Genomic DNA, 24,824 nt, shown 5'->3' with positions numbered 1-24,824 from the left:
CGGGCCGAGGTCCGCCGGGGCCGCCGAGGAGGCACGATCGTGGTGTGTCCGCGCTACTGCCCGTCCCACCGGGCCTGCCGCAGGTCCACCCGCGGCGAGTCCTCGGCCCTGCCGCGCAGGGGTGTGGCCTCCTGCCGGTAGGCCGCCAGCGCCCGCTGCTCGTGGCCGGGCAGCAGCGCACCGTCCGCGCGCACCACCCGCCACCAGGCGACCGAGCCGCCGTAGAGCGCCATCACCCGGCCGACCTGGCGCGGACCGCCCTCCCCGAGGTACTCGGCCACGTCTCCGTACGTCATCACCCGCCCCGGCGGGATACGGTCGACCAGTTCGAGCACCAGCTCGGCGTACGGGGGCAGGTGAGGGCCCGCGCTGTTGTCCGTCACTCGGGCATTCTTGCCCATCCGGACCAGCCCGGGGCCTCCTGCGGGGTATTCGCCGCGCCCGGTCCGGCCCCTGTCCGGCGGCAGGCTGCCCGGCATGCCACCATCTTCGGGGCGGTGAGTGGTGATACGAGGACAAGACCAGATGACCGGGACGGTTGACGTGGATGTGGACGAGGGCGCTGGCGAGTCCGCCTCCGCGCTCCCCCCCGTTGTGGAGCCCAAGGTCTCGCTGGTGAAGCAGACGCCGCCGCGGCGGCGTCCCGTCGCGCTGCCCGCACCCGCTGCGACCCCCGCGCCCGGACCGGCGCCCGAGGAACCCGAGCCCGAGGGCCACGAGTCCGAGGACGACGAGGACCACGAGGACCACGAGAACGAGGACGACGAGCTCGCGGTCGACGAGCCGCTGCTCGCGGCCCGCGCCCACCGCCCCACCGACCTGATCCGCTTCGTGGCCGGCCTGCTCGGCATCATCGCGGTCTTCGCGCTCGCCAACTACGCCAAGTCCACCACCAGCGGCATCGGCACGGACATCCACGACAACGTGAAGAACGTGGCGCCCTGGCTGAGCACCGTGACCAGCCTGATCTCCACCGTGGCGGTGCTGGCCGTGCCGCTGGCCTTCGCGGTCGAGCGGCTGATCAAACGCGACGGCCTGCGGGTGGCCGACGGCGTACTCGCCTCGGTCCTGGCCTACGGCGTCTCGCTGGCGGTGGACTGGTGGGTGGCCGACGGCGCCTCGGAGACGATCCGCCAGGCGTTGACCCAGCAACCCGAGGGCGCCGGCCCGCTCACCGAACCGGTCCACGGCTACCTGGCACCGGTGATCGCCTACATGACCGCGGTGGGCATGGTCAGCAGACCGCGCTGGCGCCTGGCGCTGTGGGCCGCGGTGCTGCTCAGCGGCGCCACCGAGCTGGTCAGCAACTACACCACCCCGCTGTCGCTGCTGCTGACCGTGCTGATCGGCTGGTCGGTCGCCTGCGGGACGCTCTACGCGATCGGTTCGCCGAACATCCGGCCCACCGGGCAGCACCTGATGCTCGGTCTGCGCCGGGTCGGCTTCGCCCCGAAGAACGCGCACCGCGCCCCGGACGCGCCCGGCGGCACCCGCCGCTACTTCGTCGCCCAGCAGGAGGGCCCGGCCCTCGACGTCCACATCATCGACCGTGAGCAGCAGGCCTCCGGGTTCTTCTACCGGATCTGGCGCCGGGTCCGGCTGCGCTCGGTCGCGGTGCGGCGCAGCCCGCAGTCGCTGCGCCAGGCGCTGGAGCAGGAGGCGCTGATCGCCTACGCCGCCGCCGCGGCGGGCGCGCACGCCCCGCAGCTGGTGGCCACCTCCGAGCTGGGCCCGGACGCGGCGATCCTGGTCTACGAGAAGGTCGAGGGCCGCACCCTCGACGAGCTGGCGGACCAGGAGGTCACCGACGAGGTGATGGCCTCGTTCTGGCTCTCGGTCAACGCCCTGCACCAGCGCCGGATCGCGCACCGCCGGCTGACCGGCGAGTCGCTGCTGGTGGTGGACGAGAAGCTGGGCGCCCTGGTCAACCTGTCCGGCGGCGACATCGCGGCCGGTGACCTGACGCTGCGCATCGACGTCGCCCAGCTGCTGACCACCTTCGCGCTGCGGATCGGACCCGAGCGCGCGGTCGCCCTCGCCAACCGGGTGCTCGGCGCGGAGCGGGTGGCCGCCGCGCTGCCGCTGCTGCAGCCGGTCGGGATGAGCCGGCAGACCCGCGCCGACCTGGCCCGGCAGACCAAGGAGCGCAAGGGCGCCGCGCAGGCGAAGGCGCTGGAGCAGGTGGCCAGCGGCGAGCGCACCCGGGAGGAGGCGGAGGAGGACATCGCCACGGCCGGCGAGGACCTGCTCAGCCGGATCCGCGGGCAGATCCTGCAGATCGCCCCCGAGGCCCCGATGGCCCCGGCCAAGCTGGAGCGGCTCAAGCCCAAGACGTTGATAACGGTCGTCGCGCTGGCCTTCGCGGGCTACCTGGCGGTGACCAGCATCCAGCCGGGCCAGCTGAAGTTCTCGCACATGCACCTGGGCTGGACGGCCGCGGCCCTGGCCGCCGCGGCGGCCAGCTACGTGGCGGCGGCGATGAGCCTGACCGGCTTCGTGCCCGAGCGGCTGCCGTTCCGGCGCACGGTCGCGGCCCAGCTGGCCGGGTCCTTCGTGAAGCTGGTGGCCCCGGCGGCGATCGGCGGCATCGCGCTGAACACCCGCTACCTGCAGAAGGCCGGCATCCGCCCGGGCCAGGCGGTGGCGAGCGTGGGCGCCTCGCAGCTGGCCGGCCTGGGCGGGCACCTGCTGCTGCTGTTCGCCTTCGGCCTGATCACCGGCAGCCAGAACAACGGCGACCTCGGCAACGAGCGGGCCGCGATCATCGGGGTGCTCACCGCGGCCGTGCTGGCGCTGGTGATCGCGGCGGTCGCGCCGCTGCGGCGGTTCGTGGTGACCCGGGTCCGCTCGCTCTTCTTCGGCGTGGTGCCGCGGATGCTCGACCTGATGCAGCGGCCCAGCAAGCTGATCACCGGCTTCGGCGGCATCGTGCTGCTGACGCTGACCTTCACCGCCTGCCTGGACGCCTCGGTGCGGGCCTTCGGCGGCTCGATGAACTTCGCCACCGTCGCGTTCATCTTCCTGACCGCCAACGCGGCCGGTTCCGCCGTCCCGACCCCGGGCGGCATCGGCGCGATCGAGGGTGCGCTGATCTTCGCGCTGGGCATCGCCGGGCTGCCGGCGGCGACCGCCACCTCGGCGGTCTTCCTGTTCCGGCTGCTCACCTTCTGGCTGCCGGTGCTGCCGGGCTGGATCGCCTACAGCTACCTGCACCGCCAGGGCGCGCTGTAACGGACGAGGCCGGCCCCGCCGTGGGGCCGGCCTCGTCCGTGCGCCGGGATCGGATACCCGGACCGGTCAGTACACCGGCTTCTCGGGCTCGATCTGGTTGACCCAGCCGATCACCCCGCCGCCCAGGTGGACGGAGTTGGCGAAGCCCGCCGCCTTCAGCACCGCCAGCACCTCGGCCGAGCGGACGCCGGTCTTGCAGTGCAGCACGATCTTCTTGTCCTGCGGCATCTTCTCCAGCGCGTTCCCCATCAGGAACTCGTTCTTGGGGATCAGCACCGCGCCCGGGATGTTGACGATCTCGTACTCGCCGGGCTCACGGACGTCGATCAGCAGGATGTCCTCGCCGCCGTCCTGCATCTCCTTGAGCTGCTTGGAGGTGATCGTGGAACCGAGCGCGGCCTCCTGGGCCTCCTCGGAGATCACCCCGCAGAACGCCTCGTAGTCGATCAGCTCGGTGACGGTCGGGTTCGGGCCGCAGACCGCGCAGTCGGGGTCCTTGCGGACCTTGACCTGGCGGTAGTTCATCTCCAGGGCGTCGTAGATCATCAGCCGGCCGACCAGCGGCTCGCCGACCCCGGTCAGCAGCTTGATCGCCTCGGTGACCTGGATCGAGCCGATCGAGGCGCAGAGCACCCCGAGCACGCCGCCCTCGGCGCAGGAGGGGACCATACCCGGCGGCGGGGCCTCCGGGTAGAGGCAGCGGTAGCACGGGCCATGCTCGGCCCAGAAGACGCTGGCCTGGCCGTCGAAGCGGTAGATCGAACCCCAGACGTACGGCTTGCCGAGCAGCACCGCGGCGTCGTTGACCAGGTACCGGGTGGCGAAGTTGTCGGTGCCGTCGACGATCAGGTCGTAGCCGGAGAAGATCTCCATCACGTTGTCGTTGTCGAGGCGCTCCTCGTGGAGGATCACCTCGACGTACGGGTTGATCTCCTTGACCGAGTCGCGCGCGGACTCGCCCTTGGAACGGCCGATGTCGGACTGGCCGTGGATGATCTGCCGCTGCAGGTTGGACTCGTCGACGGTGTCGAACTCGACGATGCCCAGGGTGCCCACGCCGGCCGCCGCCAGGTACATCAGGGCCGGGGAACCGAGACCGCCCGCGCCCACACAGAGCACCTTGGCGTTCTTCAGCCGCTTCTGCCCGGCCATCCCGACATCCGGGATGATCAGGTGGCGGGAGTACCGGCGGACCTCGTCTACGGTGAGCTCGGCAGCCGGCTCGACCAGGGGTGGCAGCGACACGGGGACTCCGATGGTCGTCAAAACGTTGGTTCCTTGAGCCAACAGTGTCACGCCGGTGCCCTATTCCGAGACAGCTGGTCCACTGGTCGAGACAAGCCCCACCGGATGCTGGGAACCGGCTCGCGGTCGGGCGTTCAGACCCGGCAGGCGGTCTCCAGCCAGACGTCCCCCAGCGACTCCTCCAGCGGGGTCTGCGCCCGCCAGCCGAGCCGTTCGCGGGCGGTCCGGACGTCGGCCTGGCGCCAGGGCACCGGCTCGATCACCGGGCGCGACTCGACCGCGGCCGGCGCCGGCGGTGCCGTGGCCGGGCCCGGCTCGGTGGCCGCCTGGGCGGGCAGCAGCACGGTCCGGATCTCCTCGCTCAGCGCCCCCTCGAAGCCCGAGGCGCGGATCAGCAGCTCCGCCGCCTCCCGGGCCTGGACGGCGTGCCCGGTGCCGATGTTGATCACGCCGGTCGCCGCCGAGACCGCCGCCGCCCGGACCGCCTGCGCGACGTCGCGGACATCGACGAAATCCCGGAATGCGGACAGATCCGGCATCCGGACCTGTCCCTCCTGCTGCTCCAGAGCGCGGCGCAGGCCCTCGGCCAGCCGGCCGAAGAGCGAGGCGGCCGGGGTGCCGGGGCCGACCACGTCGAAGACCCGCAGCACCGCCGCGTCCAGCCCCGAGGAGAGCACCAGCTCGGTCCCGGCCAGCTTGGACACCCCGTACGGACCGACCGGGCGCGGCTCGGCGCTCTCGCTGATCGGCGACGACGGCGGCACGACGCCGTACTCGGCCGCCGAGCCGATGTGCACCAGGCGGGCCGGCTCGTGGCTGCGCCGGATCGCCTCGCAGACCGTCGCCACCGCGAGCACGTTGGCCCGCACCAGGGTGCGGGAGGTCCCGTAGGTGGCCCCGGCGCAGTTGATCACCACCTGCGGCATCACCGCGTCCAGGAAGCGGGCCAGCGCCCCCGGACTCCCGGCCGCCAGGTCGAACCGGATGTCGGCCGAATCCCGCCGCCCGAGCACCGTGACCTGGAGGTCACGATCCATCAGCAACCGATCGGCGACCCGACGGCCGATGTAGCCGCCGGCACCCAGCAGCAGCACCCTCATCCCTGACTCCTGACCTGACCGTTGATTAAGCCGTTGATGAAGCCCTTGACGGGCTCTGCGAGCCCGCTTCCAGCAGCCGGCCGGCGCCTGCCCCCGCGCCGGCACCGACCCGATCGGTCCGCCGCCCGCGCCGCCTCCCCAGGGTCGGGGCCGCACGGCGGCCTCACCGGTGGACCTGCGGACGGCCGAGCAGCAGCCAGGACGTCGTGCAGCGGCGGTCGCCCGGCGGCGGTCCGCCGGTCGCACCAGGCATCGCGGGCACGCTGCGCCGAGCAGCGGGCACTCTCGGTGAGCATGGCAATGCGCATGACGACCTCCCAGTCGCACCAGTCCGAACCTGTCGTAGAAAAAGCAGTCGAAGGAACCGTCAGCGGAAGCCGCGACCGCGGTCCTGCCCGGCGCCGCCCCGCGGCCACCGGCCCTGAGAGACACTCAGCACGGCGGCAGACTCCGCCTCTTGGTCAGCGGGCGCCCCCACGCCCCGCCCTGCGGCCGGCCCGCACGGCCGCGCCACCGATGACCGCCCGACCGGGCAGCCGCCCGGCCCCCGGGGCCACTGCGCACATCAACACACCCTCAGGCGCCCGCCGCGGCTCGCCGGCGGCCACGCCCCCCACATCTGTTCGGTCCGACACCACGAAGGTAGAGCGGATTCCGCCGCGGCTGCGCCCCACGGCCCGGCTGCCACCTGAACGAGTGAACGCCCGTAACCTCCGCCCCCGCCACGCGTACGATCCCCCCGGACAGGCTCCCGACGCTCCCTAGTCCCCGGCCTCGCGCAGGAACTCCCGCACCGCCCGCCCCACCTGCACCGGGTGCTCCATCATCGCCACGTGCCCGGACTCCGGCAGCACCAGCAGCCGGGCATCCGCGAAGGCCGCGCAGGCCCGGGCCGCCGAGCGGTAGGAGACGAGCTTGTCGCGCAGTCCGTAGACCAGCAGCACCGGCGCCTCCACCCGCTGCGCCTGGCGCCACAGCGCCTGGTCGCCGCGCTCGGTGTACGCCGAGACGATTCCGCGGGCCGAGCCGACCAGTACCTGCATCGCGTACGGCAGCCCCATCCGCCGCCGGTACTCGGCGACCGCCAGCTCCCGGCGCTCGACCGGAATCGCCCGGACGTTGCCGTAGACCAGGTCGAGCAGCCCGTCGGTGGCCTGCTCCACGCTGCGCCCGCCGGCCGACAGGCGCTGCAGCAGCCGCGGTACGCCCGGCACCGCGAGCAGCCCGGTGGGCAGCGCGGTGCGCTGCGGGGGCAGTTCGGGCAGCGCCGGCGAGATCAGCGTCAGGCTGCGGACCAGGTCGGGCCGCAGCGCCGCCAGCCGCACCGACACCGCCCCGCCCAGCGAGTTGCCGAAGAGGTGCACCGGCCCGCGCCCGGTCGCCTCCAGGTAGCCGATCACCGCCCGGACATGGCCGGAGATCGACAGGTTGCCGTCCCGCGGCGGCGCGGACCAGCCGAAGCCGGGCAGGTCCAGCGCCTCGCCCCGGACCACCCCGTCGAGCTCGCCCATCAGCTCGGTCCAGTTCTCCGCCGAGCCGCCGAGACCGTGCACGAAGAGCGCCTCCGGCAGGCCGGCCGACCGGTCCGCGGTCGGGCCGGTCACCGAGAGCGCGGCCCCGGGGACCTCGACCACCCGGGTCGCCCACCTCTCCCGGCCCTCGGCCGGGCGGGTGCCGGTGCCGGCCGCACCGCCGCCCTGCGCCCCGGCGGCCGCCGCCGGGTCGAAATCCGCCGCCCCGGCCCACTCCTGCTGCTCAGTGCTCATGGGAGAAGATGGTAGTGAGACCCTGGCGCCCGGTGGCGCCGCGCGCCGTATTGTGGGCACCCGACAACCCGAGAGCTGCAGCTTTCCCGGTCCGAGCAGGCGCGTACCGGGTTACCCGAAAGTAGAATCACCACCCGTTGCCCGGACGACCCGAGCACCGAACCGAGCCAGAAGTGAGGAGCGCCGTGACGGCCATCCAGGAGGCCCAGGACCGCCCACGCGGCGCCCGGCTGCCGCGTAGCGCCCGCCGGGAACAGCTGCTCGGAGCCGCGCAGGAGGTGTTCGTCGCGCAGGGTTACCACGCTGCCGCGATGGACGACATCGCCGAGCGGGCCGGGGTCAGCAAGCCGGTCCTCTACCAGCACTTCCCCGGCAAGCTGGAGCTCTACCTCGCGCTGCTGGACAAGCACTGCGACGCCCTGGTCGAGTCCACCCGCAACGCGCTGGACGCCACCACGGACAACAAGCAGCGCGTGGCGGCCACCATGCAGGCCTACTTCGACTACGTGGCCAGCGAGTCCGGCTCGTTCCGGCTGGTCTTCGAGTCCGACCTGACCAACGAGCCCGCGGTGCGCGAGCGGGTGGAGCGCGCCGCCGACCTGAGCGCGACGCTGGTCAGCCGGGTGATCGCGGAGGACACCGACCTGCCCGAGGCCGAGGCCAAGCTGCTCGCCGCCGGCGTCTGCGGGCTGGCCCAGATCACCGCGCGCTACTGGCTCTCGCAGGGGCGCGAGATCCCGCGCGAGGAGGCGGTGCGGCTGGTCGCGAGTCTGGCCTGGCGCGGCCTGAAGGGCTTCCCGATGCACCCCGCGGAGCTGCCGGCCGCAGGCTGATCCGCCCCGGAGCCACCCGGTTGCTCTAAGGTGAAGCCGTACGGCGCGGTGACCGGGAACTCCTGTTCGGACGACACGGCCCCGTGCGTGACTGGCTGCAACCCCGGAGGGACGGAAGCCGTGGAGGTCAAGATCGGCGTGCAGAACGCACCCCGAGAGATCGTCATCGAGAGCGTTCAGAGCGCTGACGAGGTCGAGAGCGCGGTCGCCAAGGCGCTGGAGGGCACGTCCAAGCTCTTCACGCTGACCGACGAGCACGGCCGTCGCATCATCGTCCCGGCGGAGCGCCTGGCGTACGTCGAGATCGGCGAGCAGGCCGCGCGCAAGGTGGGCTTCGGCACCATCTGAGCATGACCGGCGTGATGCCCGCCGCCCCTCGGGGCGGCGGGCATCACGCTTTTCCATCGGATTCCCATCGATTGGGATCCACCGGACGACAGGCACCTTTTCGAGCGGATACTGGCAGGCGTAGAACAACGCGGCCGAGGGTATGGGTGGGCCACCGCGGGCACTCCCCCGGCCGCGGACCGCCCCACCAGTTCGGGAGGCCGACCGTGCCCCTGCCTGTCGAAGCCGTCGTCTTCGCGCTGATCGGCCTGCTGGCCGCGGCCGCGGCGCTGTTCCTGGTTCCCGCGTACTACCCGATGGCGCGCGGCCTGACGATCGGCACGGGCCTGGTGTCGGCGCTGCTCAGCGGCGTGATCACGCGGATCACGCTGGCCAACGGCCATCCGGCCACCACCGTGCTGATCACGCTGGTCTGCACCGGGCTGCTCACCTCGGTACTGGCCCGGCCCGACCAGGCCGCCAAGCGCGGCAGCCACCGCCGCCGCCGGCACGCCGCGTAGCGGTCGGCCGGGCCGCGCGGTCGATCAGGAGGCCAGGCCGAGCGCGCTCATCCGCTTGGTGTGCGCCTCGGTGATCCGGTTGAACATCTTGCCGACCTCCACCAGGTCGAAGCCGCGCACCTCGGCGCCGCCGACCAGCAGGTTGGAGAGCGCGTCCCGCTCGGCCACCACCCGCTGCGCCTGGCTGAGCGCCTCGCCCATCAGCCGCCGGCCCCAGAGCGCGAGCCGGCCGCCGACCCGCGGGTTCTCCTCGATCGCCTGGCGCACCTTGTCCACTGCGAACTGCGCGTGCCCGGTGTCGCTCATCACCCGCAGCACCAGGTCCCGGGTGTCGTCGTCGAGACGGACGGCCACCTCGCGGTAGAAGTCGGTCGCGATCGAGTCGCCGACATAGGCCTTGACCAGGCCCTCCAGCCAGTCCGAGGGCGCGGTGACCCGGTGGAAGGACTCCAGCGGCTCGACGAAGGGGGTCATCGACTCGGTCGGGTCGGCACCGATCTCGGCCAGCCGGTCGTGCAGCAGCTGGTAGTGCGCGAACTCGGCCGAGGCCATCCGGGCCAGCGCCGCCTTGTCGGCCAGGCCCGGCGCGAACTTGGCATCGTCGGCCAGGCGCTCGAAGGCGCTCAGCTCGCCGTAGGCGAGGGCGCCCAGCAGGTCGAGGACGGCCGCCCGGTAGTTCGGGTCGGCCGAGCAGGTGGTCCAGTCACCGATCGAGCCGACCTGGCCGGCCTCGCCTTGAGTCTCCATGGATCGTCACTCTAGACCGCCGTGCCGTCACCGTGAGCCCGCCCAGCTGGCATGTCAGACGCGTCACGTGTTCGAGTCGTCGGCTGACTGTACAGTGGTGCAGAGACCCGTATGCCCGCACGGTCCGCAAACCGCGCGGGTTCGCTTCGCCCGGACGACTCCGGTGCGAGGCGCTTGGGGACTCACGTACGCGGATGCCCGGTCGGAGAGCCGATCGGCTCCGACCTTGGCTTGGACCCCAAGCCAGGCACCGCATCAGTGGCCGAGCGAGGGCCGCCGCGGACCGCGCCGCAGGGCGCCGGTCCCGCGCCGGACCCCTCACGGGACCTCTCCCCCACGCCACGGGACGCCGCGGCCCAGCCAGGGCCCGGCCGCGCCCGGACGCCGCAGGGACCGGCGCGGTCGTGCACGACCTCGCAGCTCGCGAACCGCCCCCCGGGCAGGACGCAGCCGCGAGGCTGCCCGCCGCCTCTCGCTCTGCCCGCCACACGGAAGAGGCAGCACCCTGTCCACCACGACTGAACCGACGAAGACCACGTTCCGCGAACTCGGCATCCTCCCGGAGACCGCCGAGGCGCTGGAGGCGGTCGGCATCATCCACCCGTTCCCGATCCAGGAGATGACCCTGCCGGTCGCCCTCACCGGGCACGACGTCATCGGCCAGGCCAAGACCGGCACCGGCAAGACCCTGGGCTTCGGCCTGCCGCTGATCGAGCGCGCCATCGTGCGCGCCGACGTCGACGCCGGCCGCGCCACCGAGGCGCAGCTCTCCGACAGCCCGCAGGCGCTGATCGTGGTCCCCACCCGCGAGCTGTGCACCCAGGTCACCAACGACCTGCAGACGGCCGGCAAGGTCCGCAACGTGCGCGTGCTGGCCATCTACGGCGGCCGGGCCTACGAGCCGCAGGTCGAGGCCCTCAACAAGGGCGTCGACATCGTGGTCGGCACCCCGGGCCGACTGCTCGACCTGGCCGGGCAGAAGAAGCTCGACCTCTCCAAGGTCCGCGCGCTGGTGCTGGACGAGGCCGACGAGATGCTCGACCTGGGCTTCCTGCCCGACGTCGAGAAGATCATCACCATGCTGCCCGCCAAGCGGCAGACCCTGCTCTTCTCGGCCACCATGCCGGGACAGGTGATCAGCCTGGCCCGCCGCTACATGAGCCAGCCGACCCACATCCGGGCCGCCGCGCCGGACGACAGCGGCCACACCGTGGCCAACACCACCCAGCACATCTTCCGGGCGCACTCGCTCGACAAGGTCGAGCTGGTCTCGCGCATCCTGCAGGCCGACGGCCGCGGCCTGGCGATGATCTTCTGCCGCACCAAGCGGACCGCGGCGGACGTCTCCGACCAGCTGACCCAGCGCGGCTTCGCGGCCGGCGCGGTGCACGGCGACCTCGGCCAGGGTGCCCGCGAGCAGGCGCTGCGGGCCTTCCGCAGCGGCAAGGTCGACGTGCTCGTCTGCACCGACGTCGCGGCCCGCGGCATCGACGTCGAGGGCGTCACGCACGTCATCAACTACCAGTGCCCCGAGGACGAGAAGACCTACCTGCACCGGATCGGCCGCACCGGCCGGGCCGGCGCCTCGGGCACCGCCGTCACGCTGGTCGACTGGGACGACATCCCGCGCTGGCAGCTGATCAACAAGGCGCTGGAGCTCGGCTTCAGCGAGCCGGAGGAGACCTACTCCACCTCGCCGCACCTGTACGAGCTGCTCAACATCGCACCGGGCACCAAGGGCGTGCTGCCCCGCTCGGAGCGCACCCGGGCCGGACTGGCCGCCGAAGAGGTCGAGGACCTCGGCGAGACCGGCGGGCGCGGTGCCCGCTCCGGCCGCGGTGACCGCGGCGGTGACCGCGACCGTGGTCGCGGACGTGGCGGGGCCGACAGCTCCGGCCCGCGCCGCGGCCCGGCCGTCGAGCAGCCGGCGGCCGAGGAGCGGCCGGCCCGCGCCCCGCGCAACCGGCGGCGGACCCGTGGCGGCGCGTCGGTCGCGGGCGAGCAGGCGCAGGCACAGCAGCAGGTGACGGCCGGCGGCCAGAGCACCGCCGCGCCGGCCGGCGGGCCCGTGAGCGTGGACGGCGAGAGCACGGCCCCGCGCCGTCGCCGCCGCCGCTCGCGCGGTGGCGCCTCCGGTGAGGCCCAGGTGGCGGCGGCCGTGGCCGCGCCGCAGAGCGCGCAGGGCGAGGTCACCGTCGCCAAGCCGGCCGCCGCCCCGGCGCCCGCGGTCGAGACCCTCGTGGTCGAGGCCCCGGCCGCCGCCACGGTGGTGCCGAGCCAGGCGGAGGCCCCGGCCGAGGAGAGCGCGACCCCGGCGGTCAAGAAGACCACCCGGGCGCGGAAGAGCGCTGCCAAGCAGGCCACCGCCGTCGAGGCACCGGCCGCCGAGGCACCGGCCGTGGTGGAGACCATCGAGGCAGAGGCCGCACCGGCCCCCGCCAAGAAGACCACCCGCACCCGCAAGACCGCCGCCAAGAAGACCACCGCCCCCGAGGCCACGGTCACCGAGGCACCGGCCACCGAGGTCACCACCGAGCCCGAGGCCGCACCGGCCAAGGCCCGCAAGACCGCCGCCAAGCGCACCACCAAGAAGGCCACCGCCGCCGAGGCACCGGCCATCGAGGCACCGGCCGTGGTGGAGACCATCGAGGCAGAGGCCGCACCGGCCCCCGCCAAGAAGACCACCCGCACCCGCAAGACCGCCGCCAAGAAGACCACCGCCCCCGAGGCACCGGCCACCGAGGCACCGGCCGTGCTGGAGACCATCGAGGCAGAGGCCGCACCGGCCCCCGCCAAGAAGACCACCCGCACCCGCAAGACCGCCGCCAAGAAGACCACCGCCCCCGAGGCCACGGTCACCGAGGCACCGGCCACCGAGGCGGTCCCCGCCCCGCGCCGCCGTACCCGCAAGGCCGTCGCGGAGGCCCCGGTCGCCGACTGACCCGGCGCCGACAGGCACAGCACGCACCGAGAGGGGCGGTCGGACCAGCTGGTCCGACCGCCCCTCCCGGCCGTCCCGGCAGCTCAGGCCCTATGCTCGGGTCGGCGCTGCCAGCCGGCCGACGAAGGAGTTTCCCTTGAGCACGCTGCCCTTCCTCGCCCTTCCCCCGTGCGCCGCCGCCGTGCGGCTGGCCACCACGCGCGGGGAGTTCGCCGCGCTGCGGGCCGAGCCGGCCGGTGTCCCGCGCGGCACCGCGCTGCTGGTGCCGGGGTTCACCGGCAGCAAGGAGGACTTCATCGCGCTGCTGGAGCCGCTCTCGCTCGCGGGCTTCCGGGTCGTCGCCTACGACCAGCGCGGCCAGTACGAGACCGGCGGCGGTGCCGATCCGGCCGGCTACGCGCTGCCCGAGCTGGGCCTGGACCTGCGGGCGGTCACCGAGCTGCTGGCCGCCGAGCCCGCGGCCGGACCGGTGCACCTGCTCGGCCACTCCTTCGGCGGCTTCGTCTCGCGGGAGGCCGTGCTGTCCGGCAGCGCGCCGCTGCCCTGGGCCTCGCTGGTGCTGCTCTCCACCGGCCCCGGGCCGCTCGACCCGCCGGAGGCGGCGCGCACCAAGCTGCTGATGGACGCCCTGCTGGGCGGCATGGACCTGGAGACCATCTGGCAGGTGAAGGAGGAGATGGACGGCGACCAGTCGGACGCCGCCCTGTCCCCGGCGCCCGAGGTCACCGACTTCCTGCACCGGCGCTGGCTGGCCAACGTGCCGCAGGCGCTGGTGGCGATGGGCGAGCGGCTGGTCGGCCAGGAGGACCGGACCGAGGAGCTGGCGGCCGTCGCGCTGCCCAAGCTGTACGTCTCCGGGAGCGAGGACTACGCCTGGCCGGTCGAGGAGCAGGCCCGCACGGCCGCGCGGCTGGGCGTGCCGCACGTGGTGGTGGACGGCGCCGGCCACTCCCCCAACGCCGAGCGCCCGGCCCGGACCGCCGCCGTGCTGCTCGACTTCTGGTCCTCGGTGGGCACCGGCTGACCACCGCTCACCCGTCCCCGGTGCACCGCCACGGCCGCGCACCGGGGATTTCTGCTGGCCCAAAAATCCTTAGTTACGGTAATATTTGATTCTGGCTGGGAATGAACAGCCCCACCTGTGCGGTTGAGCCCCGATGGACGTCACCGAAACCACGACGTCATCAGCGGGCAATCGCCAGGCAAACGTCCGGCGCCACGCTGGCGGACCGGGCCCGATCGGGCCGCCGTCCCGCCGGCAGCGAGGGGGGACACATGGCACTGACCGCCGTACCGCGACCGACGAGCAGCACCCCACCGCCTCGGGTGCCACCGAGGCCAGCAGAGGAGAGGCCCATGCGTTTCGAGATTCTCCGACTGGACGACCAGCAGGGTTCCGCCACCGATCGGCTGATCGCCGACGCCGAGACCGTCCGCCAGCTGGTGGCGGACGCCGCCCTGACCGGCGAACGTCTCTACATCCGTCCGTGCCACAACGCCTGACACCGCACCAGGCCGCCCCGGCGCCCTGCCTGGCCGCGTCCCGCTCCCTGACGCCCCGACCATCGATTCGTCGATGACGGGGCGTCAGCCGTTCCCCCCGGCGCTGCCGTGCGCCCCGGCGCGCCCCGCCGACGTTTGCCGTCGGGCGGGGCGGGACATCCCCTAGCCGGGGCCGCCGCCCCGGCCGAGCGGGCCCGCCACCGGATCCGCTCGCCGAGGCCCTCCGTACGGGTGATCGTCCTTGACGCGGCGGCCCGGAGGGAGGAGCGTTGGCTGTTATGAGGGGCGAGCCAAGTTGCCCGAGGTGCGGCGGTCGGGTGCGTGCCCCCGGGCTCTTCCGTGACACCTGGCAGTGTGACGAGCACGGTGCCGTCCATCCGATGCAGCCGGTGCTGCCACCGAGCATCGAGGCGCTGAGCGTGGCCGTGGCCCGCTCCCAGGTGCCCGTCTGGCTGCCCTGGCCGCTTCCGGTCAGCTGGCTCTACACCGGCATCGCGCACGTGGGTGACGACCTCTCAGGGGCCCGCGCCACCGCCGTGGCCTGCTCCGGCCCCGCGCCGCTCGGTGGCTTCGGCGAGCTGGTCCTGGTGGCCGAGGAGCTCGGCGTCGGTCTCGGCGCCCGGTACGCGGGTCTGCCCGGGCCCGACCCCGGCGACGCCCTCTCGCTGCACAAGCCCGCCGACACCAAGCTGCTGGCCGCCGGCCGGCCCACCCCGATGTGGCACCTCCAGGGCGCCCCCGACGACCGTGCGGTCTACGTCGGCGAGGCGCTGGGTCTGTGGCTCTGGGCGATCGCCTGGCCCGAGCAGTCCGCGCTGCTGATGTACGACGAGCTGGTCCTCACCGACCTGCGGGACGCCGGAGCCGAGCTCGAACTGCTGCCCTGCGGAGCCCTCTCCCAGCAGCTCCTGGGCTGACTATCCTGGGCTGCCTTGACCCGCAGCGAGCCAGGAGCCAGCCCGTGCGCATCGACCTGCACGCCCACAGCAACGTCTCGGACGGCACCGACACCCCGAGCGAGCTGATCGCCGCCGCCGTCGCCGCCGGGCTCGACGTGGTGGCGCTGACCGACCACGACACCGTCGCCGGCCATGCCGAGGCGGCCGAGGCGCTGCACGCGCTGCCGCCCGGCCGACGCCCTGTCCTGGTGCCCGGGGCCGAGCTCTCCTGCCGGGTCGGCGGGATCAGCATGCACCTGCTGGCCTACCTCTTCGATCCGACCGAGCCGGAGTTCGCCCGTGAGCGCGAGCTGGTGCGCACCGACCGGTTCCGCCGCGGGCAGGCGGTGGTCGAGCGGTGCCGGGAGCTGGGCGCACCCATCAGCTGGGAGCAGGTGCAGCGGATCGCCGCCGGGGGCAGCTCGGTGGGCCGTCCGCACATCGCCAGCGCGCTGGTGGAGGCCGGCGTGGTCAAGGACGTCTCGGCCGCCTTCACCGCCGAGTGGCTGGCCAACGGCGGGCGGGCCGACGTGCCCAAGCACGAGACCGACCCGGCCGTCGCGGTGCGGCTGGTCCGCGCCGCGGGCGGGGTGCCGGTCTTCGCGCACCCGGGCGCCGACAAGCGCGGACGCACCGTCTCCGACCAGGTGATCGCCGACCTCGCGGCGGCCGGGCTGGCCGGCCTGGAGGTCGACCACACCGACCACGACGAGCCGACCAGGGTCCGGCTGCGCGGCCTGGCCGCCGAGCTGGGCCTGTTCACCACCGGCTCCAGCGACTACCACGGCACCCGCAAGACCGTGCGGCTGGGCGAGTTCACCACCGCGCCCGAGGCCTACCAGGCGCTGCTCGACCAGGCGACCGGGGCCAAGCCGATCGACTGACCCGGGCCGGTCCGACCGGTCCGCCGACGGGCCGTCAGTCCAGCGCCACCGCGCGCCGCTGCGGGTCCCGCAGGTCGGTGCCGCGTTCCAGCCAGCGCTCCTGCAGCGCGCCCGCGCCGTGCACCCGCTTGTGGGCCGCCTCGTTGGGCGTCATCGGCAGCAGCGGCAGGAAGCGCACCGGGTCGGCGGGCTCGTCCAGTTCGAGGTCCGCGACCAGGCCGCCGCTCTCGGCCGCCAGGACCGAGGTGAACGGCGCACCCTCCCAGAGCGGTGCGCCCAGGTCGAGCGAGCTGCCGGGGGCCACCACCAAGCCCTCGACCTGCGGCGTCGCCGCGAAGGTGGCCAGTGCCCGGAGCACGTCGTCGCGCCCGCCGCGCAAGGTCAGCAGCAGCTCGGCGCGCGGGCCCCGCACCGGGTCGGCCAGCGCCGCGGTGGGGTCGGCCATCGGTGCGGCGGCCATGCCCAGGGTGGCGTACCGCACCAGGCCCTCGGTGTCGGGGCCGAACCGCAGCACCTCGATCCGCTCGGCCCCGAGGAAGGTGATCGAGGCCCGTCCGCTCGGCTCGCCGAAGGTGGTGAGCAGCCGTGCCTCGACGGCGGCCAGCACCTCGTCACGGGTCGGACCCTGCGGTCCGTGCGGTTGGCCGGGGTCGCCGAAGAGCGGGAAGTCGTGCGCCATACCGCGAGCGTACCGGTCGGTAGCCGCCGCTCAGCGGCGCCCGCCGCGCACCACCAGGGCCAGCCCCAGCAGGATCAGCGCCACCGCCGGATAGGCGGCCGCGGCCGGCCACTGGCCCAGCCAGACCGCGGCGATCAGCGCCGCCCCCGGGGTCTCCAGCAGGATCGCCGTGGAGGTGACCGAGGGACCAAGCGTGCGCACCACGCGGTTGCTCAGCGAGTGGCCGAGCAGCTGGGCGGCGAGCATCAGCAGCGCGATCTGCCCCCAGACCCCGGCCGACCAGCCGGTCAGCCCGGTCCCGGTGGCCAGGCAGAGCGCGAGCAGGACGAGCGCGGTGGTGCTGTAGCAGACCAGCGTGTAGGCGGTGGTGCTGACGGTGCGCCGGACCTCGGCGCCGAGCAGCAGGTACCCCGCCGCGGCCAGTCCGGCCCCCAGCGCCAGCGCGTCGCCGAGCAGCGCGCGCGGGGAGACCGTCAGGTCCACCCCGGTGAGCACCAGCACGCCGGCGAAGGCCACGCACATGCCCAGCCAGACCAGCCGGGGCGGGCGCACGCCGGTCAGCCGCAGCAGCAGGATCGTCCACAGCGGGGTGGTGGTGACCAGCGCGGTCGAGGAGGCGACCGAGGTCATCCGCAGGCTGGGCATCCAGAGCGCGAAGTGCACGGCCAGCAGCGCCCCGGCGGCCATCGCGAGCAGCAGCGCGCGCCGGCCGATGGCACGCAGCTCGGCCCGGTGGCGCAGCAGGGCGTAGGGGCCGAGCACGCCCACCGACATGAGGTTGCGCCAGCAGGCGATGGCCAGCGCGGGCGCGGCCGTGGCGCTGATCAAGGGCGCGGAGAGCGAGATCCCCGCGATCGAGACGGCGAGCAGCAGCAGATCGGTCTTCGGCAGCCCGGCCGGGGCGGCGGGTGCGAGGGACGCCGGGGACGGCCCGGCCGCCGCGGTGGTGGTGGTGCGGCCGTGCACCGGGGCGGTGGACTCAGCCACGGCGCTTCAGTCGGCCCAGCACCAGCTTGGGCAGCCCCGCCGGGATCGGCCGCCGGGTGGTGGCGGAGCTCGGCATCGGCGAGGCGGCGTGCGAGTCCTGCGGCATCGCGCCCGGGTGCTCGGTCAGCGGGCCGACCGGCTCCAGCCGCAGCACCCGGCACTCGCGCGCCCAGCGCTCGCCGATGGTGTCGGTGTCGGGCGCGTTCAGCCGCTTGCCCTTGAGCTCCTCGACGGCGCCGGTCCAGGCCTCGCTGTGCGGCTCGGCCACCACCACCTGGGCCGGGAAGGCGACCAGCCGGCCGCCCTTGTCCTTGCTGCGCAGCACCACCTCGGCGCCGGCCCCCGCCGTCAGCCCGTGCAGCGGCTGCTCACCGGCGTCGCCGACCACCACCACGGCGCCGTCGTGCCAGGCGTGCCAGAGCGGACGGCGCTCGGCGGCACCGTCGGCCCGCACCCAGAGCAGACCGGACTTCTTCACGGCCTCCTCCAACAGGGCGCGGTCGAAGAAATCGTCAGCTGTGGCTCGCGTACCGTCCATAGCGCACAGCGTACGGGGCCGCCCGAGCGGCCCCGGGCGGCGGCGCAAGCCTGACGAGCCTGGCTCGATGGCGTTCGGTAGCCTGGCCCCCCACAGCCTGACCCACCGCGAGCGAGAGGACGTGCTTTGGCAGCGCACGGCAGTCGGGTCTTCATCTCCCACCTGACCGGAGTCGCCGTTTTCGATCCCAACGGCGACCAGGTCGGCCGGGTGCGCGACGTGGTCGTCTCGCTGCGGATCGGCGGCCGCCCGCCCCGGGTGCTCGGTCTGGTGGTCGAGGTGATCGGACGGCGCCGGATCTTCCTGCCGATGACCCGGGTGACCAGCCTGGAGTCCGGCCAGGTACTGACCACCGGGGTGGTCAATATGCGCCGCTTCGAGCAGCGCCAGACCGAGACCCTGGTGCTGGCCGAGCTGCTGGACCGCCGCGTCACCGAGACCGCCTCCGGCGACGAGGTGACCGTGCTGGACGTGGCCATGGTGCAGACCCGGCTGCGCGAGTGGGAGATCACCAAGGTCTTCGTGCAGCGCGGCAGGAGCAGCCGGCTGCGCAAGAACCGCGGCGAGGCGCTCACCCTGGACTGGTCCGCCGTCACCGGGTTCACGCTCACCGAGGAGGGCCAGGGCGCGGCCAACCTGCTGGCCACCTTCGAGCAGCTGCGCCCGGCCGACCTGGCCAACGTGCTGCACCACCTGTCGGCCAAGCGCCGCGGCGAGGTGGCCGCCGCGCTGGACGACGAGCGGCTCGCGGACGTGCTGGAGGAGCTGCCCGAGGACGACCAGGTGGAGATCCTCGGCAAGCTGCAGGACGAGCGGGCCGCCGACGTGCTGGAGGCGATGGACCCGGACGACGCCGCCGACCTGCTCTCCGAGCTGCCCGGTGACGAGGCCGAACGCCTGCTCCAGCTGATGGAGCCGGAGGAGGCGGCCCCGGTGCGCCGGCTGCTCTCCTACGAGGAGGACACCGCGGGCGGTCTGATGACCACCGAGCCGATCGTGCTGGAGCCGGACGCCACGGTGGCCGAGGCGCTGGCCCGGGTGCGCGTCGCGGACCACAAGCCGGCGCTGGCGGCGCAGATCTACGTCTGCCGGCCGCCGAACGAGACGCCGACCGGCAAGTACCTGGGTATCGTCCACTTCCAGCGGCTGCTGCGCGAGCCGCCGTACACGCTGGTCGGCTCCATCGTGGACGGCGACCTGGACCCGCTGCCGCCGGACACCCCGCTCCCGCTGGTCACCAGCTACCTGGCCACCTACAACATGGTCGCGGCACCGGTGGTCGACGAGGCGGACCACCTGCTCGGCGCGGTCACCGTGGACGACGTCCTGGACCACCTGCTGCCCGAGGACTGGCGCGAGGCAGCGCTGCACGGCGGCGAGGTGCACCGCAGCACCGAGCAGGAGAGCGAGGAACCTGGTGGACACTGACCGCAAGCACCGCCGGGAGGGCCGCGAGGAGCCGGCCCGCCAGCGCCTGCAGGGCGAGCTGCGCGACCTGCGGCAGCTGCGCGAGCTGCGCGCCCGCGAGGGCAGCCGCAGCCAGACCGTGCACGGCACCTCGGTGCGCTCCCGGCTGGACCAGCCGCGCACCGCGAGCCCGGGCCTCTTCTCGCTGCCCGCCTACGATCCGGAGGCCTTCGGCAAGCTCTCCGAGCGGATCGCCCGGTTCCTGGGGACCGGCCGGTTCATCGTCTGGATGACGGTGGTGATCATCATCTGGGTGCTCTGGAACACGATCCTGCCCCCCGCCGTCCACTTCGACAACTACCCCTTCATCTTCCTCACCCTGGTGCTGTCCCTGCAGGCCTCCTACGCCGCGCCGCTGATCCTGCTGGCCCAGAACCGCCAGGACGACCGGGACCGGGTCAACATGGAGCAGGACCGGGCCCGCAGCGACCGCAACATCGCCGACACCGAGTACCTGGCCCGCGAGGTGGCCTCGCTGCGCCAGGGGCTGGGCGAGGTGGCCACCCGGGACTTCATCCGGTCCGAGCTGCAGAGCCTGCTCAAGGAGTTGGACGAGCGCCGCGACGGGGTGGAAGTGGCCTGACCGGCTGTGACCCGCGGCACGCTACCGGCCAGTCAGGTGGCCGCGGGGCGCGCCGTACCATCAAGGCATGGCCAATGAGACTGAGGTGGCGACCGGCGTGACGGAGGAATCCGTCCGCGAGGCGCTGTCGACCGTGCAGGACCCGGAGATCAACCGACCGATCACCGACCTCGGCATGGTGAAATCGGTGGAGATCTCCGGCGACGGCACGGTACGGGTGGCCGTCTACCTGACCGTCTCCGGCTGCCCGATGCGCGAGACGATCATCGATCGGGTGAAGACCGCGGTCGGCCGGATCGCCGGCGTCACCGGCGTCGAGGTCGAACTCGACGTGATGAGCGACGAGCAGCGCAAGGAGCTCTCCCAGCTGCTGCGCGGCGGCGCTCCCGAGCGCGAGATCCCGTTCGCCAAGCCCGGCACGCTGACCCGGGTCTACGCCGTGGCCTCCGGCAAGGGCGGGGTCGGCAAGTCCTCGGTCACCGTCAACCTGGCCGCCGCGCTGGCCGCCAAGGGCCAGAAGGTCGCCGTGGTGGACGCCGACATCTACGGCCACAGCGTGCCGCGGATGCTGGGCGTCGAGGGCCGCCCGACCCAGGTCCAGGACATGATCATGCCGCCGTCGGCGAACGGCGTGAAGGTCATCTCGATCGGCATGTTCACCCCCGGCAACGCCCCCGTGGTGTGGCGCGGCCCGATGCTGCACCGCGCGCTGCAGCAGTTCCTGGCCGACGTCTACTGGGGCGACCTGGACGTGCTGCTGCTCGACCTGCCGCCCGGCACCGGCGACATCGCGATCTCGGTGGCCCAGCTGGTGCCGAACGCCGAGATCCTGATCGTCACCACCCCGCAGATGGCCGCCGCCGAGGTGGCCGAGCGGGCCGGCACGATCGCGCTGCAGACCCACCAGAAGATCGTCGGCGTGATCGAGAACATGGCCGGCATGCCCTGCCCGCACTGCGACGAGATCGTCGACGTGTTCGGCACCGGTGGCGGCCAGATCGTCGCCGAGGCGCTCACCCGGGCCACCGGCGCCACCGTCCCGGTGCTCGGCAGCATCCCGATCGACGTGCGGCTGCGTGAGGGCGGCGACGACGGCCGGCCGGTCGTGCTGGCGGCCCCCGACTCCCCGGCCGGCGCCGCGCTGCACGCGGTCGCCGACAAGCTGGGCGGACGCCAGCGCGGCCTGTCCGGCCTCTCGCTGGGACTCACCCCGAAGAACAAGTTCTGACCACAAGGTCCGCCGGCCCCTGGCCGGCGGACCTCGTCGGTACGCACGGACGGGCCCTCAGGGCCTGGTGTACGCCGCCAGGTCCGCGATCGCGCTGAAGCCCACGCCGTAGGCACTGACACCACGGCCGTAGGCGCCGAGCAGCACGCCCGGGGCCTCGCCGGCCAGCACCCAGCCGTACTCGGACTCGCGGTAGCGGAAGGGCTGCGGCAGGCCGTTGACCGGCAGGGTGAGCGGGGACCAGCCGGGGCCGCCGAGGTCGTCGGCCAGGTCCCAGGCCAGTGCGGTCTGCTGGTCCAGCCACTCCTGTCGACGGCCGCGGTCCAGCTGGCCCGGCCAGGTGACGGCGAGCAGCCCGGAACCGGCCAGCCAGGCGGCCGAGGCGGCGGAGGTCGCTTCCAGCACACCGGTGCCGTCCGCGCTGCGCCTCCCGGGGCGGCGGGCGACCGTGACCACGACCGCGAACCGGCGCGGCCCCGGGGCCTCGGGCTGCTTGGGCGGCTGCTCGCCGTGGCCGACCGAGCCGTAGTCGATGCTGCGCGCCGGGCCGGGGCGGTTGCCGCCGGCGCCCGCCTGGAGCAGCCAGCGCCGGCCGGTCCAGCCCTCGTCCAGGCCGTACCAGGGGAAGTCGGCCGCCTGGTAGGGCGCCAGCGGGTCGGTGGGCTCGGCCACCCGTCGGCCGGGCACCTCCGCCGCCTTGGCGGCGGTCGTTCCCACCGTACGACTGCTCGTCGCGTCCAATCCGGGACCTCCTTGGCAACCTGTCGGGCACTCAGCACAATAGCGGCGCAACGGCCGACACCCCGTCCGGCGGCTGGCCGGACGGGGTGTCGTCGTCGTACAGGGCCGTACGGGAGTTCGTGCGGGGCGGTCCCCGGTGCTCAGGTGGCGTCGAGGTCGTAGGGCGGGCGCTCGCCGGCCGCCAGCGGCGGACCGGCCGAGGCCGGGCTGGGGACGGCACCGCCCGCCGCGGCGGGGGTCTTGGTGGTGCTGACCCGGCCGGCGGCCGGCTTGTCGTCGAGCACCGACTTGAGGTCCAGCCCCTCGCGCAGGTCCTTCAGCCCCAGCGGGTCCTCCTCGCCGCCGACCAGCGTCTTGCGCACGAAGGTCTTGGGATTGAGGTCCTCGAACTCGAAGTCCTTGAACTCCGGACCGAGCTCGTTGCGGATGTCCTCCTTGGCGTTGTCCGCGAAGGTGCGCACCTTGCGGATGAACCCGGTGGCATCCTGGATCAGCTTCGGCAGCTTGTCCGGCCCGAAGATCACGATCGCCATGATGATGAGAGTGATCCACTCCAGGCCGCCGATGTCGAAGAACACGTGAACTCCCAGCTGCTGGCGGACGATCCCGGTTCGGCCCGCGACACCGGCTCCCTACAGGGTAATAGCCACCGGCCGGTCCTGGCCCACGGGTGGAAGAAGCCGTGGCAAAGACCAGCCGGTGGCCGGGGTACCTCGAGGTGGCGGGGCCAGGGCCTGTCCGGCCCTAGGGCGCTGACACGCGTCCGTGCGCCACCGGGCTGACTCCCCGGGCGGTGGGCCCCGGGCTCAGCAGGTCGTAGCCGTGGTCGGCGGGGCCGCCGAACGGCAGGTCCACCGTCTGCGGGCCGTGCAGCGGAGCCGCCGGGACACCGCCGGGCACCTGGGGGTTGACCGCCGTACCGTGCTGCTCGTCCGAGGGGCTGTCGCCGGCGACCGCGGCCAGGCCCAGGCTGCCGAAGCCGCCCAGTGCCACCGCCGCCACCGAGAAGGCGCCCGCCGCCGCCACCACCAGGCGCCGTCCGCGCGGCGCCGCGCCCGGACCCGAGCGCGGGCCCAGCGCCGCGGGGCGCTGGCTCTCGGCGCTGCCGCCCGAGCGGGAGGCACCGCGCCGGCCGCTCCACAGCCGCCCGTCCGGGCCGCGCCCGGTCTCCGGGTACCACCGGCCGGGGGCCGGGCGGGGGTCGACTCCGGGCAGCGGACTGCCGGCGCCCAGCGCGCCGGAACCGAACGAGGCACCCGCACCGTGGCCGAACGAGCCGCCGGTCAGCCTGCTGCCGCCCAGGGTGGGCGCGCTCGGCAGCACCGAGCCGCCGCCGGGGCGGTGGTCCTCGTCGTCGGGCAGCGCGGCGACCGCGAGCAGCCGGGCCATCAGCTGCCCGGACGGGCCGGGGGCATCGGTCCTGGTGAGCAGCTGCTTGACCGACCGGGCCTCCTCGGCCTCGGCCAGGCAGCCCGCACAGGTCGCCAGGTGCGCCTGGACCCGCTCACGGTCGTCATGGCCCAGCTCGCCGTCCAGGTAGGCGGTCAGCCGGTCACCGAGGTGGTGCTCCTCCACCGGGGACGACTCGCTCTGGCGTACGGCGATCGGCCGCAGCACGGACGCCTCCTGCCGGGCGCTCCCCTGCCCGGCGGGCACCGGGCGCCGGGCGCCGGAGCGGCCTGCGGCGCTCACGATCGCCTCCGCCCGCTCCCGCCCGCACCGGCCTCTCCCACGGCCGCCGCCACCGGCTCCAGCTGCTCCGAACCACCGCGCCGGACCCGGCCGGGCGCGGAACCGGGCGCACGGTGCTTGAGCGCGGCGCGCAGGTGCGAGCGGCCGCGGTGGATCCGGCTGCGCACGGTGCCCAGCTTGACGCCCAGGGTGGCCGCGATCTCCTCGTAGGACAGGCCCTCGATGTCGCAGAGCACCACGGCGGCGCGGAACTCCGGCGCCAGGGTGTCCAGCGCCTGCTGCACGTCGGCGTCGAAGTGGGTGTCGCTGAAGGCCTGGGCCGGGCTCGGCTCACGGCTGGGCAGCCGCTCGGCGGCGTCCTCGGCCAGCGCGTCGAAGCGGATCCGCTGGCGGCGGCGGACCATGTCGAGGAAGAGGTTGGTGGTGATCCGGTGCAGCCAGCCCTCGAAGGTGCCGGGGGTGTAGGTGGACAGCGAACGGAAGACCCGGACGAAGACCTCCTGCGTGAGGTCCTCGGCGTCGTGCTGATTGCCCGTCAGGCGGTAGGCCAGGCGGTAGACGCGGGCGCTGTGCGCCTCGACGATCTCCTCCCAGCTGGGCGGGGTCCAGTTCTGCGCGTCGGGCCCCTCGGCGAAGGTCGCAAGCGCAACGGGAGCCGAGGACTCGGCGGCGGTGCCGTCGGACGACTGGTTCAGGGGGGAGGACGCAGACTGGTTCATCACGGGCTTCGGCGTACGGGCCGACGAGGTGCCGCGGAGTTGCCGCCGCACAGGGACGTCGCCCTCGGCCACACCTCCTCGGTTGGCTCTTCTGCCCAGCAGGGCCACCACCATATCCACCTCACCCGTCAGTTCCGGATAAAAGTGTGCTCAT

General features: G+C 73.7%; 24 protein-coding genes. 12 read left to right on the top strand and 12 right to left on the bottom strand.

The window, feature by feature from the left end:
- Positions 1-53 precede the first annotated feature (53 nt).
- Positions 54-401 carry an MGMT family protein gene (locus tag OG500_RS23685; RefSeq protein WP_327068834.1) on the bottom strand — a complete coding sequence of 116 codons (348 nt, stop codon included), beginning with the start codon at positions 399-401 and terminating at the stop codon, positions 54-56.
- Between the two features lie 124 nt (positions 402-525).
- On the opposite strand from OG500_RS23685, the gene OG500_RS23680 reads away from it, so the two are divergent.
- Positions 526-3,231: a lysylphosphatidylglycerol synthase transmembrane domain-containing protein gene (locus OG500_RS23680; RefSeq protein WP_329583251.1), complete on the top strand. Its 2,706-nt coding sequence runs from the start codon at positions 526-528 to the stop codon at positions 3,229-3,231.
- A 66-nt stretch (positions 3,232-3,297) separates the two neighbouring features.
- Here the strand turns inward: OG500_RS23680 and moeZ are convergent, their stop codons facing one another.
- The 3 genes from moeZ to OG500_RS23665 all read right to left on the bottom strand — a co-directional run bounded on the left by moeZ (position 3,298) and on the right by OG500_RS23665 (position 7,342).
- Positions 3,298-4,476, bottom strand: a complete 1,179-nt coding sequence (gene moeZ, locus OG500_RS23675) for an adenylyltransferase/sulfurtransferase MoeZ (RefSeq protein ID WP_327071655.1) — start codon at positions 4,474-4,476, stop codon at positions 3,298-3,300.
- A 134-nt stretch (positions 4,477-4,610) separates the two neighbouring features.
- Positions 4,611-5,576: an NAD-dependent epimerase/dehydratase family protein gene (locus tag OG500_RS23670; RefSeq protein ID WP_327068832.1), complete on the bottom strand. Its 966-nt coding sequence runs from the start codon at positions 5,574-5,576 to the stop codon at positions 4,611-4,613.
- Positions 5,577-6,337: 761 nt separating this feature from the next.
- Positions 6,338-7,342, bottom strand: a complete 1,005-nt coding sequence (locus tag OG500_RS23665; protein WP_327068831.1) for an alpha/beta fold hydrolase — start codon at positions 7,340-7,342, stop codon at positions 6,338-6,340.
- A gap of 185 nt (positions 7,343-7,527) precedes the next feature.
- Between OG500_RS23665 and OG500_RS23660 the strand changes: the two genes are divergently transcribed.
- The 3 genes from OG500_RS23660 (at position 7,528) to OG500_RS23650 (ending at position 9,023) form a co-directional block, all read left to right on the top strand.
- Positions 7,528-8,175 carry a TetR/AcrR family transcriptional regulator gene (locus OG500_RS23660; protein WP_327068830.1) on the top strand — a complete coding sequence of 216 codons (648 nt, stop codon included), beginning with the start codon at positions 7,528-7,530 and terminating at the stop codon, positions 8,173-8,175.
- Positions 8,176-8,295: 120 nt separating this feature from the next.
- On the top strand, positions 8,296-8,523 hold the full coding sequence (locus OG500_RS23655; protein ID WP_327068829.1) for a DUF3107 domain-containing protein: 228 nt from the start codon (positions 8,296-8,298) through the stop codon (positions 8,521-8,523).
- Between the two features lie 206 nt (positions 8,524-8,729).
- Positions 8,730-9,023 carry a hypothetical protein gene (locus OG500_RS23650; protein WP_327068828.1) on the top strand — a complete coding sequence of 98 codons (294 nt, stop codon included), beginning with the start codon at positions 8,730-8,732 and terminating at the stop codon, positions 9,021-9,023.
- A gap of 24 nt (positions 9,024-9,047) precedes the next feature.
- On the opposite strand, the gene OG500_RS23645 is transcribed toward OG500_RS23650, so the two are convergent.
- A complete protein-coding gene (locus OG500_RS23645; RefSeq protein ID WP_327068827.1) occupies positions 9,048-9,770 on the bottom strand; it encodes a ferritin-like fold-containing protein in 723 nt (240 codons plus the stop codon).
- Positions 9,771-10,275: 505 nt separating this feature from the next.
- Between OG500_RS23645 and OG500_RS23640 the strand changes: the two genes are divergently transcribed.
- From OG500_RS23640 to OG500_RS23620, 5 genes are all read left to right on the top strand, one after another.
- A complete protein-coding gene (locus tag OG500_RS23640; protein WP_442907149.1) occupies positions 10,276-12,711 on the top strand; it encodes a DEAD/DEAH box helicase in 2,436 nt (811 codons plus the stop codon).
- 136 nt (positions 12,712-12,847) lie between these two features.
- Complete coding sequence (locus OG500_RS23635) at positions 12,848-13,735, top strand: alpha/beta fold hydrolase (RefSeq protein WP_327068825.1); 888 nt, start codon at positions 12,848-12,850, stop codon at positions 13,733-13,735.
- Positions 13,736-14,067: 332 nt separating this feature from the next.
- Complete coding sequence (locus OG500_RS23630; protein ID WP_327068824.1) at positions 14,068-14,214, top strand: hypothetical protein; 147 nt, start codon at positions 14,068-14,070, stop codon at positions 14,212-14,214.
- A gap of 278 nt (positions 14,215-14,492) precedes the next feature.
- A complete protein-coding gene (locus OG500_RS23625) occupies positions 14,493-15,131 on the top strand; it encodes a DUF6758 family protein (protein WP_327068823.1) in 639 nt (212 codons plus the stop codon).
- Between the two features lie 44 nt (positions 15,132-15,175).
- Positions 15,176-16,036, top strand: a complete 861-nt coding sequence (locus OG500_RS23620; protein WP_327068822.1) for a PHP domain-containing protein — start codon at positions 15,176-15,178, stop codon at positions 16,034-16,036.
- 34 nt (positions 16,037-16,070) lie between these two features.
- On the opposite strand, the gene OG500_RS23615 is transcribed toward OG500_RS23620, so the two are convergent.
- Genes OG500_RS23615 through OG500_RS23605 form a run of 3 tightly spaced genes read right to left on the bottom strand, consistent with a single transcriptional unit; the run spans position 16,071 to position 18,240 of the window.
- Entirely contained in the window at positions 16,071-16,715 is a 645-nt protein-coding gene (locus tag OG500_RS23615; protein WP_327068821.1) for a suppressor of fused domain protein, read from the bottom strand.
- A gap of 30 nt (positions 16,716-16,745) precedes the next feature.
- Positions 16,746-17,702 carry a DMT family transporter gene (locus OG500_RS23610; protein ID WP_442789212.1) on the bottom strand — a complete coding sequence of 319 codons (957 nt, stop codon included), beginning with the start codon at positions 17,700-17,702 and terminating at the stop codon, positions 16,746-16,748.
- Positions 17,695-18,240, bottom strand: a complete 546-nt coding sequence (locus OG500_RS23605; RefSeq protein WP_329583240.1) for a hypothetical protein — start codon at positions 18,238-18,240, stop codon at positions 17,695-17,697. Before OG500_RS23605 ends, OG500_RS23610 begins: the two co-directional genes overlap by 8 nt.
- A 126-nt stretch (positions 18,241-18,366) precedes the next feature.
- Here OG500_RS23605 and OG500_RS23600 point away from each other — a divergent pair, with 126 nt between their 5' ends.
- The 3 genes from OG500_RS23600 (at position 18,367) to OG500_RS23590 (ending at position 21,518) form a co-directional block, all read left to right on the top strand.
- Complete coding sequence (locus OG500_RS23600; protein WP_327068819.1) at positions 18,367-19,668, top strand: magnesium transporter MgtE N-terminal domain-containing protein; 1,302 nt, start codon at positions 18,367-18,369, stop codon at positions 19,666-19,668.
- On the top strand, positions 19,658-20,290 hold the full coding sequence (locus OG500_RS23595) for a DUF1003 domain-containing protein (RefSeq protein ID WP_442789211.1): 633 nt from the start codon (positions 19,658-19,660) through the stop codon (positions 20,288-20,290). The genes OG500_RS23600 and OG500_RS23595 overlap by 11 nt, the downstream gene beginning before the upstream one ends.
- A 67-nt stretch (positions 20,291-20,357) precedes the next feature.
- Entirely contained in the window at positions 20,358-21,518 is a 1,161-nt protein-coding gene (locus tag OG500_RS23590) for an Mrp/NBP35 family ATP-binding protein (protein ID WP_327068818.1), read from the top strand.
- Between the two features lie 57 nt (positions 21,519-21,575).
- Here OG500_RS23590 and OG500_RS23585 read toward each other — a convergent pair whose 3' ends face one another.
- The 4 genes from OG500_RS23585 to sigE all read right to left on the bottom strand — a co-directional run bounded on the left by OG500_RS23585 (position 21,576) and on the right by sigE (position 24,670).
- Positions 21,576-22,235: a hypothetical protein gene (locus OG500_RS23585; RefSeq protein ID WP_442789210.1), complete on the bottom strand. Its 660-nt coding sequence runs from the start codon at positions 22,233-22,235 to the stop codon at positions 21,576-21,578.
- Between the two features lie 164 nt (positions 22,236-22,399).
- Positions 22,400-22,837 carry a sec-independent translocase gene (locus OG500_RS23580; protein ID WP_327068817.1) on the bottom strand — a complete coding sequence of 146 codons (438 nt, stop codon included), beginning with the start codon at positions 22,835-22,837 and terminating at the stop codon, positions 22,400-22,402.
- A 166-nt stretch (positions 22,838-23,003) separates the two neighbouring features.
- Positions 23,004-23,951: a zf-HC2 domain-containing protein gene (locus OG500_RS23575; protein WP_329583235.1), complete on the bottom strand. Its 948-nt coding sequence runs from the start codon at positions 23,949-23,951 to the stop codon at positions 23,004-23,006.
- The gene (gene sigE, locus OG500_RS23570) at positions 23,948-24,670 is read right to left on the bottom strand and encodes an RNA polymerase sigma factor SigE (RefSeq protein ID WP_327068815.1); all 723 of its coding nucleotides are present in this window, start codon (positions 24,668-24,670) and stop codon (positions 23,948-23,950) included. The genes OG500_RS23575 and sigE overlap by 4 nt, the downstream gene beginning before the upstream one ends.
- Between the last annotated feature and the right edge of the window lie 154 nt (positions 24,671-24,824).

The sequence above is a fragment of the Kitasatospora sp. NBC_01250 genome (assembly GCF_036226465.1).
In the GTDB taxonomy this organism is placed as follows: domain Bacteria; phylum Actinomycetota; class Actinomycetes; order Streptomycetales; family Streptomycetaceae; genus Kitasatospora.
The sequence above is the reverse complement of the archived record's forward strand: the minus strand, read 5'-3'. Positions and strand labels throughout refer to the sequence as shown.

Coding starts and splice junctions, on each gene's coding strand:
- OG500_RS23685 (WP_327068834.1), bottom strand. CDS start 401: ATGGGCAAGAATGCCCGAGTGACGGACAACAGCGCGGGCCCTCACCTG.
- OG500_RS23680 (WP_329583251.1), top strand. CDS start 526: ATGACCGGGACGGTTGACGTGGATGTGGACGAGGGCGCTGGCGAGTCC.
- OG500_RS23670 (WP_327068832.1), bottom strand. CDS start 5,576: ATGAGGGTGCTGCTGCTGGGTGCCGGCGGCTACATCGGCCGTCGGGTC.
- OG500_RS23665 (WP_327068831.1), bottom strand. CDS start 7,342: ATGAGCACTGAGCAGCAGGAGTGGGCCGGGGCGGCGGATTTCGACCCG.
- OG500_RS23645 (WP_327068827.1), bottom strand. CDS start 9,770: ATGGAGACTCAAGGCGAGGCCGGCCAGGTCGGCTCGATCGGTGACTGG.
- OG500_RS23630 (WP_327068824.1), top strand. CDS start 14,068: ATGCGTTTCGAGATTCTCCGACTGGACGACCAGCAGGGTTCCGCCACC.
- OG500_RS23625 (WP_327068823.1), top strand. CDS start 14,493: ATGAGGGGCGAGCCAAGTTGCCCGAGGTGCGGCGGTCGGGTGCGTGCC.
- OG500_RS23615 (WP_327068821.1), bottom strand. CDS start 16,715: ATGGCGCACGACTTCCCGCTCTTCGGCGACCCCGGCCAACCGCACGGA.
- OG500_RS23605 (WP_329583240.1), bottom strand. CDS start 18,240: ATGGACGGTACGCGAGCCACAGCTGACGATTTCTTCGACCGCGCCCTG.
- OG500_RS23590 (WP_327068818.1), top strand. CDS start 20,358: ATGGCCAATGAGACTGAGGTGGCGACCGGCGTGACGGAGGAATCCGTC.
- sigE (WP_327068815.1), bottom strand. CDS start 24,670: ATGAACCAGTCTGCGTCCTCCCCCCTGAACCAGTCGTCCGACGGCACC.